The organism is Idiomarina aquatica, assembly GCF_004362895.1.
GTDB lineage: Bacteria > Pseudomonadota > Gammaproteobacteria > Enterobacterales > Alteromonadaceae > Idiomarina.
Genome location: NZ_SNXI01000001.1, coordinates 267,797 through 282,631 on the forward strand (window position 1 = coordinate 267,797; position 14,835 = coordinate 282,631).

Consider the following 14,835-nt stretch of genomic DNA (forward strand, 5'->3'; position numbering starts at 1 on the left):
AAAAAGGCGTTATTACAGGTTATCGGCAAGATACATCCAGGTTTCCACAACGGTATCCGGGTTCAGCGATACTGAGTCGATACCGTGCTCGACTAACCATGCGGCAAAGTCCGGATGGTCGGAGGGCCCCTGCCCACAAATTCCGACATATTTGCCACGCTTTTTGGCCGTTGTAATAGCCATCGCTAACAACCGTTTAACCGCTTCGTTACGCTCATCAAACAAGTGTGCGATAACACCCGAATCGCGGTCCAGACCCAGGGTCAATTGGGTTAAATCATTAGAGCCAATAGAAAAGCCGTCAAAAATATCAAGGAATTCGTCAGCCAAAACAGCGTTCGACGGGAGCTCACACATCATAATCACGCGCAGGCCTTGTTCGCCCTGTTTTAGCCCCTGTTCTTCCAGCAGCTCTATAACTTTGCGGCCTTCTTCTAAAGTACGTACGAATGGGATCATAATTTCGACGTTGGTCAGCCCCATATCGTTACGTACCCGCTTGATCGCCTCACACTCCAGCGCAAAGCAATCACGAAACTCTTCCGAGATATAACGCGAAGCACCACGGAAGCCTAACATGGGGTTCTCTTCATCAGGCTCGTACTGGCTGCCGCCGATTAAGTTAGCGTACTCGTTAGATTTAAAATCACTCATGCGTACGATCACGCGTTCCGGCGAGAAGGCAGCGCCCAGCGTTGCAATACCTTCGGCTAATTTAGCGATATAATATTCACGTGGGCTTGAATAGCCGGCAATCATGCCGCGAATGGTAGCCTGTAATTCCTCACTTTGCTCGTCAAAATTAAGCAAGGCTTTGGGATGCACGCCAATCATCCGGTTAATGATGAACTCCAGCCGCGCCAGGCCAATACCTGCATGTGGTAAGCTGGCGAAATCGAAGGCTCGGTCAGGATTACCCACATTCATCATGATCTTCATCGGCAAAGGCGGCATCTTGTCTACCGCGGTTGAGGTGACGTCATAGTCCAATTCGCCATCATAAATATAACCGGTATCGCCTTCTGCACACGAGACAGTCACTTTACGACCGTTACTAATAAGCTCGTCAGCATTGCCACAGCCAACCACGGCAGGGATACCCAGTTCACGCGCAATGATAGCTGCGTGACAGGTACGTCCACCACGATTGGTGACAATAGCGGCAGCCCGCTTCATGATGGGTTCCCAGTCGGGGTCGGTCATATCGGTGACGAGCACATCGCCGGGCTGGACTTTATCCATTTCGCTAATGTCATTAAGCACTTTAGCAACTCCTGCACCGATACGCTGGCCAATCGCCCGGCCTTCGCAGATAACGTCGCTTTTGTCTTTTAATGCAAAGCGCTCAATGGCTTGACCTTTTTGATTAGAGCGGACGGTTTCCGGGCGTGCCTGCACTATGTACAATTTGCCATCAATACCGTCTTTGGCCCATTCGATATCCATCGGGCGGCCGTAATGCTTTTCGATAATAACTGCCTGGCGAGCGAGCTCTTCAACTTCGTCGTCGGCTACCGAAAAGGTCATTGATTTCGCCGGATCAATGTCTTCGATCAATGTCTGTTTACCGTGTGCACGGTCTTCAGAGAACACCATCTGTATCTGTTTACTACCGATATTACGGCGTAATACTGCAGGACGACCTGCCGCCAACGTAGGCTTGTGGACATAGAATTCGTCGGGATTGACTGCGCCCTGCACGACCATTTCGCCTAAGCCATAAGACGAGGTCACAAACACCACATCTTCGAAGCCAGATTCGGTATCGATGGTAAACATCACACCTGAAGACGCGATATCACTGCGCACCATCCGTTGTACACCGGCTGACAGGGCAACACCACGATGGTCATACCCCTGGTGAACCCGGTAAGAAATAGCACGGTCGTTAAATAGCGAGGCAAATACGTGCTTTATTGCCTCCATTACAGCATCTAAACCACGTACGTTCAGGAAGGTCTCTTGTTGCCCGGCGAAAGATGCGTCCGGCATATCTTCGGCTGTTGCAGAGCTACGCACTGCAAAACTGAACTCGTCATTGTCTTCGCTGAGTTCTGAAAACGCCGCTTTGATGGCTTGTTCAAATTCAGGCTGAAACGGGGTGTCGATTATCCATTGGCGAATTTTCTGGCCCGCCTTAGCCAGCTCACTCACATCGTCAACATCAAGGCTATCAAGTAAGTCGTGAATCTTATCGTTCAGACCGCTTTGCTCCAGGAACTGGTTGTAAGCATCTGCGGTGGTGGCAAATCCGCCGGGCACTTCGACGCCGGCGCCGGCCAGGTTGCTTATCATTTCGCCTAAGGAGGCGTTTTTACCCCCTACTCGATTGACGTCCTGCATTCCTAATTGCTGATACCACAATACGTATTCTTGCACGTCACTATCCTCAAAGTTGTGTCGATGGAGGTGAAAGTGCTCAGTATTTTACACTTTGGCGGTCAACAAGTTAATATCTGTGGAGATATTATTAAAATAAGAACTGTAAATATGCGCACCGCCTTTTATATATCCGACGGCACCGCCCTGACTGCTGAAGCCTTCGGTCATGCATTGTTATCGATGTTTCCGGTCGAATTAAACCACAAAACATTGCCTTTTATTGATACCCAGGAAAAAGCCGAAAATGTTTGCCGTCAAATCAAACAGGCGCTTAACGACGATGGCGAGCCGCCGCTAATATTTCATACTTTTGTTAACGAAAAGCTTAAGTCCAAAATTGTTAATTGCGGCGGTATTGGTTATGACTTTTTAGAACAGTTTAAAGGTTCAGTAGAACAACAGCTGCAGGTTAAGGCTCAGCCAAAAACGCACCGTACGCATGGCGCACATAAAAATTATAATTTCCGCGTTGATGCAATTAATTACGCATTGGACAACGATGATGGTAAAAAACTCAATCAGCTGGATGATGCGGATATTATTTTGGTTGGCGTGTCGCGAACCGGTAAAACCCCCACCAGCCTGTATTTGGCGCTACAGTACGGTATAAAAGCGGCCAATTACCCGATCACTGATGACGATGACTTTGAACACCTGGACTTACCCCGCGAGTTAAAATTGCAACGGCACAAATTGTTTGGGTTAACGCTTAACGTACAACGCCTGCATGAAATCCGCAGTGGCAGACGCCAGGGCAGTCACTATGCATCGATGCAACAATGCCGGTTTGAATTGCAGGAAGTTGAAAAGCTTTATCGGCGCGAAGCCATTCCGTTTATTAATTCGACGCACTTTTCAGTTGAGGAAATTGCAGCCAAAATCTTGGCTAAAACAAACCTGCAGCGACGCCGGTTCTAACCGACGTCGCTGCAGTTAAGTGTTAGGATGCGTTAGTGCTTTCAAATATCTTGTCGGCAGAGGCGGCAACAAAGCCCGTGTAAAGTTTACCGTCTTCTAGTTCATAACGCTTTGCAAACTCATAGAAGCAGGATGGAATCTCTACAGTTTGGTCGGCAAATTCAACCGGCACACGATTGGCCATCGTTGACGATTGTTCCAGATAAACTTCGGGCGAACCTTTGATTTCGCCACCCGATGTATTCAAGGTGAAACCAGACTGTTTAAGTGTTTCATTGACCTGCTCTAACGAATCAAAGCCCGGTAAATAATTAACACTCACGGTAAAGTGGTTGGCACAAAAACCGAACGCCGCCATCCACGCTGCATACTCGCTTTCTTCCAGCAACTCAAGGTAGTCAGCATGGCTAACCTGCCAGTGTGTGCCGGAATACAGGAAGTTATCAGCTTTAACCGCAGCTGCGTCGACTTGTGCAACCATCGCCTTAACTTTCTGTTGCAGCGAATCACTAAACTCTTCCGTCATTAATTCGCTGATAAACACCTTCGGTAGCGTCGGATCATCGTGCTCGAAGTGTTTAGCGCGTAATTTTTTCGCTTCAAAATGATAATCACCGCCTTCTTTGTAACCTAGCGCTAAAAAGTGCTCGGCCAGTGCTTCTAAGCGCACCGGGGCGATATCAAAAGTACGAAACGCCACGTGGTCATTAACAATGTCGTGACCTTTACCTAATACGTCGTGAACCTTAGGTGCTGATGGCGTACGCGAAATGTAATCTTGCCATAAACGCTCAAATAACTGCTCAACTTGCTGAGACATGACAATAAAATCCTTTACTGCATAGTAATGAGAAAATGTTAGCCGTGTCCGTTACGCGCTGAACGTAATGACTCAGCCACCAAAAACGCCAATTCTAACACTTGATCAGCATTAAGTCTTGGGTCGCATTGCGTGCGGTAACGGCTGGATAAATCAGCTTCGCTTATCTGATACGCGCCACCAGTACACTCAGTAACGTCTTCGCCGGTCATTTCTAAGTGAATACCGCCGGCATAGGTTCCCTCTGCCTGGTGTACGGCAAAGAATTGACGTAGCTCTTTATGGATGGCGTCGAAATTACGGGTCTTTAAGCCGTTGTCAGCCTTAGTGGTATTGCCGTGCATCGGATCGCTGGACCACACCACGTGCCGCCCTTCCGCTTTAACCCGACGTGCCAATTTAGGCAGGTTCTTAGCCAGGTTATCAGCGCCCATTCTCGAGATTAAGGTGATACGACCCGCTTCATTATCCGGGTTAAGCACATCCAGTAACTGAATAAGCTCGTCTTCCGGCATCGTTGGCCCAACCTTAACGCCGATGGGGTTGTGAATGCCCCGCATAAACTCTACATGCGCGTGGTCAAGTTGACGGGTGCGCTCGCCAATCCAGATCATGTGAGCTGAACAATCGTAAGGTAACCCCGTTAACGTGTCAGTACGCGTCAGTGCTTGTTCATAAGGCAGTAGCAACGCTTCGTGTGAGGTGAACAGCTGCGTTTCATGCAGGGTCGCATTATTGTCTGCATTAATACCCAGCACTTCCATAAACTGCAGAGCCGACTGGATTTGTTCGGCAATCTGTTGGTAGCGGTCTTTTAGCGGATTAGCTGCCAAAAAGCCAAGGTTCCATTTATGCACTTTGTGCAGGTTAGCTAAACCACCTTGCGCAAATGCCCGCAGCAAATTAAGCGTTGCCGCCGAATGGTGGTAAGCCTTTAACATCCTTTGCGGATCCGGTTGCCGCGCGGCGTCGGTAAAATCAATACCGTTAATAATATCGCCACGGTAACTTGGCAGACTGACATCATTGATGGTTTCTATGTCGCTTGAGCGTGGCTTAGCATATTGCCCCGCCATACGCGCGACCTTGGTTACCGGGCAGTTGCCGGCAAAGGTCATGACAATCGCCATTTGCAAAATAACTTTGAAGGTGTCACGGATCTTCGGCGCATTGAAGTCACTGAATGACTCGGCGCAATCACCGCCCTGAAGTAAAAAGCCGTTGCCATGGCAAACGTCGGTAAGTTGCGAACGTAAGGCCCGTATTTCTTCGGCAAAAACTAACGGCGGGTATTGGCCGAGTTCCTGTTCAACCAGTTTAAGTTGTTCAGGATCGGTGTAATTCGGTTGTTGTTGGATGGGCTTATCGCGCCAACTACGTGCATGCCACTGGCTCATAACTGCATACCCAGATGTTGAATGATTAGGAACACTCAAATCTAACGGGGATAGTCGCTAAAAGCAACGCCATCCCCGGTTTTTCTTAGCAATTAATTAACGGCGCTGACGCAACGCATGGATACGTTCATCCAATGGCGGGTGTGACATAAACAGTTTACTGAAACCGCTACGCTTGTCGTTAATGCCGAAGGCTAGCATCGAACCCTCTAATTTCGACTCCTGAGCACGTTTTAGTCGCTCCAGCGCTGCAATCATTTTTTGTGGTCCGACTAATGACGCAGAGCCCGCATCGGCACGAAATTCGCGCTGCCGCGAGAACCACATAACAATAATGCTGGCAAAGATGCCGAATATTACCTCTAACACCATCACTACGCCGTAATAAGCAAATAGACCCAGGCCCCCGCCCTGTTGATTATTGCCGCGCAGCGCATTGTTAATGATCGACGCTATAATTCGGGCAAAGAACATCACAAAGGTGTTTACCACGCCCTGGATCAGCGTCATCGTAATCATGTCACCATTAGCAATATGGCTAACCTCGTGAGCCAATACAGCCTCGACTTCTTCCTGACTCATGGCGTCCATCAATCCGGTCGAAACCGCAACCAGCGACTGCTTTTTACTCCGTCCGGTAGCAAATGCATTAGGTTCAGGTGACGCATAAATAGCGACTTGAGGCATAGGCAGCCCTGCTCTTTGCGCCTGTTGTTTTACGGTCTGTAATAGCCATTGTTCGGTGCTGTTGCGCGGCTGTTCAATGACACGGGCGCCCGTTGCGCGCAATGCCATCCAACGAGATATCCATAACGACACCAGGGCGCCACCAAAACCAAACAAGGCACAAAAAATTAATAATCCACCGGCATTTTGCAAACTAACGCCGGTGGCGCGGCTAATAATGTTATAGACAAAACTAACCACCAGTAAAATAGCGAGGTTAGTGGCTAAAAATAATGCGATGCGTTGCATACAACCCTCATCAAGTTAACTAACTGACCCTTATATGCCCTCTTGGCGCTCAGTTTACAAGTGATTTACCGACAAAAGTCATTGATATAGGTAGACAGATCACGACCTCGCCAATCAGGCGTGTATGGCAGAATACCCAGGCACGGTGAGGTCAAGCGGCGAGTTAAGGTCGCAATATTCTGCTCTCGATACGGCATTTCACGAGACTGCGTATCGACGGCTACCCAGCCGGCTACCCGCATACCGTCGGCGCGAATAGCCCGTTCTGTTATCACCGCATGGTTTAAACAGCCCAGTTTTAGGCCAACCACCAGCACAACCTCAGCATTGGTTTGTTTAACAAAGGCAGGCATGCTCAGGGTATCTGAGAGCGGTAATTCCCAGCCACCAGCACCTTCGATAACTACGACATCGGGTTTCAAGGCACGCACATCATTAAAAGCCCCGACTAACACCTGCTCGGTTATTTCGATATTTTCTTCGGTTGCTGCGATATGTGGTGCGATGGCCTGTTCAAACGAATAAGGATTGGTTAACGAGTAATCGCAATCCATTGTCATGGCTTCGCGCAAAGCTAACGCATCGTCATTAACCCAACGCCCCTGCTGGTTAAAGCATCCTGACGCAACGGGTTTCATTGCCAGGGTACTGAGTCGTTCCCCGGCAAAATAGTCCAATAATGCTTTTGCCGCGACAGTTTTGCCTGCGTCAGTATCCGTTCCGGTTACAAAAAAAGATTTCATAAGGTTAATTCACATTAATTTTTAGTTAATTTTACTTAGAAAATAGAACTGCCCAACTTGCCAGGTTAATGGTAATCCGTTTTCTGTTCGGTATTGCTCGTAGTTCTCAGAAAGCCGTGCGAATCGCCGCGGCGTCATTAAGCCCGGATTATTATCGCGGCCAACGAAGTTAGCGCCGACGCCCTTAATGCTGCGCATCAGCGACTTTAAATCGGCAAACCACTGAGTATGTTCGATAACTGCGTAGTGATAACCGGTAATGCCTGCCTGTTCGATCTGACTTAATACCGTGTTGAGTGATTTAAACGGTTGGGTATGTGGCATATCGTCGAGTTGCCGCCAACTTTGTTGTAACTCGTTAAAGCTTCCCTCAAGAGGCAGGTTAAACGCAGCCTGCCCTTGGGGTGTCAACACGCGCTTCATCTCGGTTATTGCCTGGATCAGGTTTGCGCACCATTGCAGGCTCATATTGGCAAAACAGACGTCAACGCAGGCTGTTTGCAATGGTAGCGATTCTGCATCGGCTAATAACACAGTATCCGTTCTCTGTAACTTGCGACGTGCAACCGCGACCATTTCTGTCGCCACATCAATGCCGACATAATGATCGCCTAATGCTCTTAACGGCTGATACAGAGACGCCGGACCACAACCAATATCAGCGATGCGTCCGCTAGGTTCTGATAAATACTGCATCAAACGCTGCCCAAGAATCTGTTGGATCTCGTCGTGGCTGGTGTAGGCATGCGCTGCACGAGAAAAATGACGGGCAATTTGGTGGCGCCGCTGCGCGCTTAGATTATTAGCCTCCATCATGACAACTTATCCAGTTGTTGGCACAGCGCGTCAATGTGCTGAGGTTGATGTTGCGCTTGCAGGCTAAAGCGTATCCGGGCACTGCCCTCAGGCACAGTCGGCGGGCGCACTGCACTAACAGCAAAGCCAGCCTGCTGTAATTGTTGTTTAAGCAACATCACCAGCTGATCATCGCCGACAACCCAGGATTGAATGGGTGAATCTGATGCAATCAGGTTTAACTGCCGCTGTTGTAGCTGACCTTTAAAGTTATCAATGTTGTGCGCTAACCGAGCTCGTAGTTCGGCGCCTTCATCGCTACGGATAACGGTTAGAGCTGCCTGGATTGCAGCTGCTTGCGCGGGCGGAAACGCAGTGGAGTAAATGTATTCGCGACAAAACTGAATTAACTCTTCAATATCGTCGCCTGAGCCGGCAACAAACGCCCCACTGGCGCCAAATGCTTTCCCGAAGGTGCCGGTCAGCAAACGGATATTGTCGCGTAATGCCCCATAACTTGCCAGCCCCTGCTCGCCCCAAACGCCCAAGCCATGGGCATCATCCAGCAAAACAGATACCTTGCTGTGCTGCTGAAGTTCGCGTAGCTCCTGCTCCGGAATACGGTCGCCATCCATACTAAAGGTACCTTCAGAAACAACCCAGTCTTCTGCTGTCGGGGTCAATTCAGCAGACAAGTCAGCAATACGATTATGCTCAAAGCGCTTAAAGCGTCGTTTGGTAGACCGTATGCCATCAATCAGCGAGGCATGACTGAGCCGATCAAAGTAAATAGTCCCGGTCTGAATGAGTGTGCTGATGGTGCCATGGTTAGCAGCAAAGCCGCTGTTAAACAGCACCACAGCCTCGACATCCAGCCACTCGGCCAGCGCTTCTTCCAGCTCACGGTGTGCGTTGCTGTAACCGCTTAACAATGGCGAACCGCCACTACCGAACCCCCAACGATCCAGCGCATCCTTAGCTGCTTTTAGCACGTGCGGATGCTGACTTAACGAGAGGTAGTCATTACTGGCAAATTGTTGTTCTATGGCAGTCGCTGTACGCGTTTGACGACGACGGAAACGTGACGATTCACGCCGCTCGTCAAGACGCGTCATAAAACCGTGCCGGTTGCTGCTGTTCATGTATGGCGTCTTCGATAACGGCACTATGAACTTCGTCGTCGTAGCCTTGATGGGGTTCAGGTTCAATGCCCAGGCGCTGAAATAAACGTAAGTCCTTATCCGCCTGCGGATTAGCCGTGGTCAGCAGCTTTTCGCCATAAAATATTGAGTTTGCACCAGCAAAAAAGCACATTGCCTGCATTTCGTCACTCATATCCTCGCGACCTGCCGACAAACGGACATGCGATTGCGGCATTAAAATTCGAGCGACAGCAATAGTGCGCACAAATTCTATTGGGTCTAAATCTTCTAGTTGTTCAAAGGGTGTCCCTTTTACTTTTACCAGCATATTAATAGGTACACTTTCAGGGTGCTTAGGCAGGTTAGCTAGCTGTACCAGCAAGGATGCGCGGTCATTAACCGATTCGCCCATGCCAACGATGCCGCCAGCGCACACTTTCATACCGGCATCCCGAACATTTTTTAGTGTCTGCAGCCGATCCTGGTAGGTTCGCGTGGTGATAATGTCACCATAAAATTCCGGCGATGTGTCCAGGTTATGATTGTAATAATCGAGACCCGATTGTTGTAACAACTTAGCCTGTGCGTCACTCAGCATGCCCAGTGTCATACAGGTTTCTAAGCCCAATGCTTTTACCCCTTGAATCATTTCGATTAAGTAAGGCATGTCGCGATCTTTAGGATTACGCCAGGCAGCGCCCATACAAAAACGACTCGCGCCTTTTTGTTTTGCTGCTTCGGCTTCGGCGAGCACTTTTTGTACTTCCATCAGTCGTTCGCGATCCAGACCGGTATGATAGTGTGCACTTTGTGGACAATATTTACAGTCTTCCGGACAAGCTCCGGTTTTTATCGACAGCAAAGTGCTAACTTGTACATGGTTGGGATTAAAGTGTTGCCGATGTACCTGCTGCGCTTCGAACAGTAAGTCATTCAGTGGTTTTTTAAGTAACGAGACAACCTCGTCGATACTCCAATCAGTTCTTATTGATGTCATATTTTGCCCTGGGTGTTAATTACTAGCGTGTTGTTGCCGCTAATGCGCCATGAGTCGCCATTAGTGCGCCACAAATATCGACTAGCCTAATTCAGACAGGTAAACTGTCAATTAATTTGACGGGTTTATACTTTACTAATGGTTAAATATTAATCTATGACATCCACTGACAGCGCACAACCTTTATGGCAACAACAACTGGACTTTGATCAGCAGCACATATGGCATCCATACACGTCAATGACACACCCGCTGCCCTGCTATCACGTAAAATCAGCTGCCGGGGTATCAATAGAATTATCCAGCGGAGAATATCTCATCGATGGGATGTCGTCCTGGTGGGCAGCTATTCATGGCTACAATCATCCTCGCCTGAACGCTGCTGCCCATCAGCAAATCGATAAAGTCGCTCACGTGATGTTCGGGGGCTTAACTCACGAACCAGCTGTAACGCTGGCTCAGCAGCTGGTTGAATTAACGCCGGGGCCGTTAAATCGTGTTTTTATTGCTGACTCGGGGTCAGTAAGTGTAGAAGTCGCGATTAAAATGGCGTTGCAATATTGGGTTGGCCACGAACTGCCGCAAAAAAATCAGCTACTGACGGTTCGCGGTGGTTACCACGGCGATACGTTTGCGGCGATGTCGGTGTGTGATCCGGTAAACGGTATGCATCATTTGTTCAAGCATGCATTGTGCAACCAGCGCTTTGTCGAGCGCCCGGCGTTGAGTTATTGGGATGACTGGCGCGATGACGCGGTCGATAGCTTGCGTGACGCATTTGAGCAACATCACACGCAGCTTGCCGCTGTTATCATAGAGCCGGTTGTGCAAGGTGCTGGTGGCATGCGTATGTATCACCCTAATTACTTGCGCGAATTACGCCGTCTATGCGATGCCTATGGGGTGTTGTTAATTTGTGATGAAATTGCCACGGGATTTGGTCGTTCCGGTAAATTATTTGCCTCAGAGCACGCCGATGTATGCCCTGATATTATGTGTTTGGGCAAGGCATTAACCGGTGGCTATATGACATTAGCGGCGGCGGTGACAACAACCGAAGTGGCCGAGGGCGTCAGCAGTGAGAACGCCGGCGGAGCACTTATGCACGGCCCCACCTTTATGGGCAACCCACTCGCCTGTGCGGTTGCCACGGAGTCATTGCGGCTGGTCGCTGAAAATCACTGGCCGGCTCAGGTTGCCGCAATTGAGGCACAGTTAAAAACGCAGTTACTGCCGCTGGCGCAGCATCAAAAAGTCGCTGATGTGCGGGTGTTGGGCGCCATTGGCGTGGTGGAAATGAGGCAGCCGATTAATGTCGCCGAAGCACAACAATTATTTATTGCGCACGGAGTTTGGATCCGCCCGTTCGGCAAGCTGCTGTATATTATGCCACCTTATATTATTGAGCCTGAGCAACTAACGCAGTTAACCACAGCGATTAGCGCGTATGTGCATGGTTAACGTGCCGATTTAAAAGGCAAAGAAGTATATGGCCAAACCACCCAGGAAGGTGCATATCAGGATCATTGTGTTAATCCAGAGGTGCTGCCGGTGTTGGCTAAATAACACGATATTAATGGTAAAGGTGACTAGGCTGATTAACAGGCCAAGCATTAATAGCAAAACAAATAAGTCGCCCAGTGTGATATGCCAATGCTGGCGTACTGAAATACCAAAAATTTCTGTTAGAATGGTGTCATGTTCGGGGCGTGCGTAATGATATACAATTAGCGCAGCAATAAAAACAGCCCAGCCGATAATCGAGAGCCAGCCTAAAACCCGGCTCCAGAACGACAGCTGTTTGAGTTCCTGTAAGCTACCAACGCGCATATCAGCCCCTTTTAAGATCAGGTTGTTCTTGAGTCTGCGCCAAAGCGCGGTAACATAGCAACCTTTATCGCCAAATTTGTATCATAAAATTCGTATTTCGGAGAATAGTAGCTCATGTCGTACGCTTCTGTAGTTGACGTTTTAGCAGGCAAAGTTGCGGTGGATGATACCGTAACCGTTCGTGGTTGGGTGCGCACCCGCCGCGACTCAAAAGCAGGTATTTCGTTTATTAACCTGCACGATGGTTCATGTTTTGACGCCATTCAGGCGGTGGTCCCTGCTGAACTGCCCAATTACACTGATGAAGTGCTGAAGTTAACAACCGGTTGTTCGGTTGCTATCACCGGCGTTGTGGTCGAATCACAGGGTAAAGGCCAGTCCTACGAACTGCAGGCCACTGGTGTAAAAGTGTATGGCTGGGTTGATGATCCGGATACTTACCCAATGGCGCCGAAGCGTCACAGCATGGAATATCTGCGTGAATACGCGCACCTGCGCCCGCGCACTAATGTAACCGGCGCGGTGATGCGGGTTCGCAACACCCTGTCGCAGGCTATTCATCGGTTTTTCCATGAAAATGGTTATCTTTGGGTCAGCACACCTATCATCACTACCTCTGATTGCGAAGGCGCGGGTGAAATGTTCCGCGTATCAACCTTAGACATGCTTAACGTGCCGAAAACAGAGCAAGGTGAGGTTGATTTTAGTCAGGACTTTTTCGGCAAAGAAGCGTTTTTGACCGTATCAGGGCAGCTGAACGTTGAATCTTATGCTTGCTCGTTAAGCAAGGTGTATACCTTTGGCCCGACTTTCCGTGCCGAAAACTCAAATACCAGCCGTCACCTGTCTGAATTCTGGATGGTTGAACCCGAGCTTGCATTTGCCGACCTCAATGATATCGCTCATTTAGCCGAAGACATGCTGAAGTACGTGTTTAAAGCGGTATTGGCAGAGCGTCCTGACGACATGGCATTTTTTGAACAACGCATTAACGCTGACGTGGTTAAACGCATGGAACAGATGGTTGATGCTGACTTCGTGCATATGGATTACACCGACGCTATTGAGATCCTTAAAAACTGTGGTAAGAAGTTTGAGTACCCGGTTGAATGGGGAGTTGACTTGCAGTCAGAGCATGAACGTTACCTGGCCGAGGAACACGTTGGCGCACCCATTATTCTGAAGAACTACCCGCGTGATATTAAAGCGTTCTACATGCGCCAAAATGAAGACGGTAAAACTGTCGCCGCAATGGACGTATTAGCGCCGGGTATTGGCGAAATTATTGGCGGTAGTGCACGTGAGGAGCGCCTGGACGTACTTGATAAGCGCATTGCCGAAATGGATCTGCCAGAAGAGGAATACGGCTTTTACCGTGACTTACGTCGCTATGGTACCGTCCCTCATGCCGGCTTTGGTCTGGGCTTTGAACGCCTGGTAGCATATGTAACGGGAATGCAAAATATTCGTGATGTCATTCCGTTCCCGCGAGCACCTAAATCTGCACAGTTCTAACAGCACGGGTTTTCGCTATAAGCCGGCAACTACGCCGGCTTTTTTTGTACCTATTCGCTGCGTACGATATCAGCGCCATTAATAAAAAACGGTTCGGCTTGCTGCTCTGGCTTGACCGGCGTTGGCACAGCTGGCGTGCCAACATATAAAAAGCCAACCACCTCGTCATCGACACCACAGCCAAGTTGTTCCCGCACATAGTCATCTTCAGCCAACCAGCCGGTGCGCCAAATTGCACCCAGTCCCATCGCGAAACATGCCTGCTGCATTGCCATGGTGGCACAGGCAACAGTCGCATATTGTTCATGACGGGGTACTTTTTCGTTATCGACATAACGTAGACAAGTGGCGATAATCATTGGCGCGCGAAACGGAATTTGTCCGGCCTGCTCGACCCGTTCACTGGAAAAGTTATTAAGTCTTGCTGCCTGTTGATAAATATGAGGGTAAGCCGGGATTTGTACAGAATTCGCCAAATCCAGCTTAATTAATTGTTAATTAAAGAGTTTATACTTTATAAGGTGTGTTCTTGGAAATTAGTCGATCTCAAATGGAATTAGCCGGGAATTTTAAGACACTTTGCGATGCTTTGCGATGCTTTGCGATGAAAGCGGTAGATACGGCCTAATCTAACTTTCATCGGCGTCAACAAAATGCAATCTAAATGGCAATTGTCCATGGTTATTGGGAGCTTCATCAAAGTGGAAACCAAACTGCTCATAAAATTTGCGTAGTCTGGCGTTGTCTCTATCAGCAAGCCCACAGACCTCATGCACTCCTTTCAAATCAGCTAGATTAAGCAGAGTCTCTACCAGGTCACTCCCAATTCCGTATTGACGGTGAGCTTCATTAATAAATAAATCATCAATGTGCATAACCCCGTCTTCAATCGTCCAGTTTAGGTACCCGAGCCTGATTGATGGTCCGTGCGCGCTGATAGTTTGTACATTAAAGCGACCGTGAAGGTCTGAAAACTCTCGATGTTTTACAATGTATTGCATGCAATCAGCCTGTATTTTTTGTTAACAGCTAAAATTCACTTAGTAACGAATATACCATATGGTTTGCCGCAGTAACTATAAAGCGAACTGATCACCCAAGAACCGTGCTCTGATTCGTTAATCTGACAAACACGTTGGCTATAGATCGTGTTGCATTATCTTTGTCTTTGGCTTATAAATAAAAGGTTGCTCTTGGTAGGAGCCAGCCGCTCGTCGTTGCAAAGCTTATGAAGCACTACTTTATTTTTACTGTTACCACATTAGCTCAATATTTTATATCGGGCTTGTTGAGCGGTTGACGAGCGACGCTAGTAGACAAG

The 14,835-nt window shown here is 48.7% G+C and carries 14 protein-coding genes; 3 read left to right on the forward strand and 11 right to left on the reverse strand.

Going from position 1 to position 14,835, the window contains the following annotated elements; all coding sequences use genetic code 11:
* Positions 1-12: 12 nt before the first annotated feature.
* Complete coding sequence (gene ppsA, locus DEU29_RS01370) at positions 13-2,379, reverse strand: phosphoenolpyruvate synthase (protein WP_133538430.1); 2,367 nt, start codon at positions 2,377-2,379, stop codon at positions 13-15.
* A 111-nt stretch (positions 2,380-2,490) separates the two neighbouring features.
* On the opposite strand from ppsA, the gene ppsR reads away from it, so the two are divergent.
* Positions 2,491-3,300, forward strand: a complete 810-nt coding sequence (gene ppsR, locus DEU29_RS01375; RefSeq protein WP_133538570.1) for a posphoenolpyruvate synthetase regulatory kinase/phosphorylase PpsR — start codon at positions 2,491-2,493, stop codon at positions 3,298-3,300.
* A 22-nt stretch (positions 3,301-3,322) separates the two neighbouring features.
* Here the strand turns inward: ppsR and DEU29_RS01380 are convergent, their stop codons facing one another.
* The 7 genes from DEU29_RS01380 to bioB all read right to left on the reverse strand — a co-directional run bounded on the left by DEU29_RS01380 (position 3,323) and on the right by bioB (position 10,169).
* Positions 3,323-4,120, reverse strand: coding sequence for a DUF1338 domain-containing protein (locus tag DEU29_RS01380; RefSeq protein ID WP_133538432.1), 798 nt, complete (start codon positions 4,118-4,120; stop codon positions 3,323-3,325).
* 38 nt (positions 4,121-4,158) lie between these two features.
* A complete protein-coding gene (locus tag DEU29_RS01385; protein WP_133538434.1) occupies positions 4,159-5,517 on the reverse strand; it encodes a class II 3-deoxy-7-phosphoheptulonate synthase in 1,359 nt (452 codons plus the stop codon).
* A 96-nt stretch (positions 5,518-5,613) separates the two neighbouring features.
* The gene (htpX, locus tag DEU29_RS01390; RefSeq protein ID WP_133538436.1) at positions 5,614-6,492 is read right to left on the reverse strand and encodes a protease HtpX; all 879 of its coding nucleotides are present in this window, start codon (positions 6,490-6,492) and stop codon (positions 5,614-5,616) included.
* Between the two features lie 65 nt (positions 6,493-6,557).
* Positions 6,558-7,235 (reverse strand): dethiobiotin synthase, encoded by a 678-nt coding sequence (gene bioD, locus DEU29_RS01395; RefSeq protein ID WP_133538438.1) that lies wholly within the window; start codon positions 7,233-7,235, stop codon positions 6,558-6,560.
* Positions 7,236-7,256: 21 nt separating this feature from the next.
* Complete coding sequence (locus tag DEU29_RS01400) at positions 7,257-8,051, reverse strand: methyltransferase domain-containing protein (protein WP_133538440.1); 795 nt, start codon at positions 8,049-8,051, stop codon at positions 7,257-7,259.
* Positions 8,048-9,172: an aminotransferase class I/II-fold pyridoxal phosphate-dependent enzyme gene (locus DEU29_RS01405; protein WP_133538442.1), complete on the reverse strand. Its 1,125-nt coding sequence runs from the start codon at positions 9,170-9,172 to the stop codon at positions 8,048-8,050. Before DEU29_RS01405 ends, DEU29_RS01400 begins: the two co-directional genes overlap by 4 nt.
* On the reverse strand, positions 9,132-10,169 hold the full coding sequence (gene bioB / locus DEU29_RS01410; RefSeq protein ID WP_133538444.1) for a biotin synthase BioB: 1,038 nt from the start codon (positions 10,167-10,169) through the stop codon (positions 9,132-9,134). The genes DEU29_RS01405 and bioB overlap by 41 nt, the downstream gene beginning before the upstream one ends.
* Positions 10,170-10,325: 156 nt before the next feature.
* On the opposite strand from bioB, the gene bioA reads away from it, so the two are divergent.
* Entirely contained in the window at positions 10,326-11,630 is a 1,305-nt protein-coding gene (gene bioA, locus DEU29_RS01415; RefSeq protein ID WP_133538446.1) for an adenosylmethionine--8-amino-7-oxononanoate transaminase, read from the forward strand.
* Between the two features lie 9 nt (positions 11,631-11,639).
* Here the strand turns inward: bioA and DEU29_RS01420 are convergent, their stop codons facing one another.
* Positions 11,640-11,999, reverse strand: coding sequence for a hypothetical protein (locus DEU29_RS01420; protein ID WP_133538448.1), 360 nt, complete (start codon positions 11,997-11,999; stop codon positions 11,640-11,642).
* Positions 12,000-12,113: 114 nt separating this feature from the next.
* Between DEU29_RS01420 and asnS the strand changes: the two genes are divergently transcribed.
* Complete coding sequence (gene asnS / locus DEU29_RS01425; protein WP_133538450.1) at positions 12,114-13,514, forward strand: asparagine--tRNA ligase; 1,401 nt, start codon at positions 12,114-12,116, stop codon at positions 13,512-13,514.
* A gap of 50 nt (positions 13,515-13,564) precedes the next feature.
* Here asnS and DEU29_RS01430 read toward each other — a convergent pair whose 3' ends face one another.
* Both DEU29_RS01430 and DEU29_RS01435 read right to left on the reverse strand, forming a co-directional pair.
* Positions 13,565-13,990 (reverse strand): nitroreductase family protein, encoded by a 426-nt coding sequence (locus DEU29_RS01430; protein ID WP_243734411.1) that lies wholly within the window; start codon positions 13,988-13,990, stop codon positions 13,565-13,567.
* Positions 13,991-14,143: 153 nt separating this feature from the next.
* Positions 14,144-14,515 (reverse strand): GNAT family N-acetyltransferase, encoded by a 372-nt coding sequence (locus tag DEU29_RS01435; RefSeq protein WP_133538452.1) that lies wholly within the window; start codon positions 14,513-14,515, stop codon positions 14,144-14,146.
* Between the last annotated feature and the right edge of the window lie 320 nt (positions 14,516-14,835).

Coding starts and splice junctions, on each gene's coding strand:
- DEU29_RS01400 (WP_133538440.1), bottom strand. CDS start 8,051: ATGATGGAGGCTAATAATCTAAGCGCGCAGCGGCGCCACCAAATTGCC.
- DEU29_RS01385 (WP_133538434.1), bottom strand. CDS start 5,517: ATGAGCCAGTGGCATGCACGTAGTTGGCGCGATAAGCCCATCCAACAA.
- asnS (WP_133538450.1), top strand. CDS start 12,114: ATGTCGTACGCTTCTGTAGTTGACGTTTTAGCAGGCAAAGTTGCGGTG.
- bioB (WP_133538444.1), bottom strand. CDS start 10,169: ATGACATCAATAAGAACTGATTGGAGTATCGACGAGGTTGTCTCGTTA.
- bioA (WP_133538446.1), top strand. CDS start 10,326: ATGACATCCACTGACAGCGCACAACCTTTATGGCAACAACAACTGGAC.
- DEU29_RS01380 (WP_133538432.1), bottom strand. CDS start 4,120: ATGTCTCAGCAAGTTGAGCAGTTATTTGAGCGTTTATGGCAAGATTAC.
- DEU29_RS01405 (WP_133538442.1), bottom strand. CDS start 9,172: ATGAACAGCAGCAACCGGCACGGTTTTATGACGCGTCTTGACGAGCGG.
- DEU29_RS01435 (WP_133538452.1), bottom strand. CDS start 14,515: ATGCAATACATTGTAAAACATCGAGAGTTTTCAGACCTTCACGGTCGC.
- htpX (WP_133538436.1), bottom strand. CDS start 6,492: ATGCAACGCATCGCATTATTTTTAGCCACTAACCTCGCTATTTTACTG.
- bioD (WP_133538438.1), bottom strand. CDS start 7,235: ATGAAATCTTTTTTTGTAACCGGAACGGATACTGACGCAGGCAAAACT.
- DEU29_RS01420 (WP_133538448.1), bottom strand. CDS start 11,999: ATGCGCGTTGGTAGCTTACAGGAACTCAAACAGCTGTCGTTCTGGAGC.
- ppsR (WP_133538570.1), top strand. CDS start 2,491: ATGCGCACCGCCTTTTATATATCCGACGGCACCGCCCTGACTGCTGAA.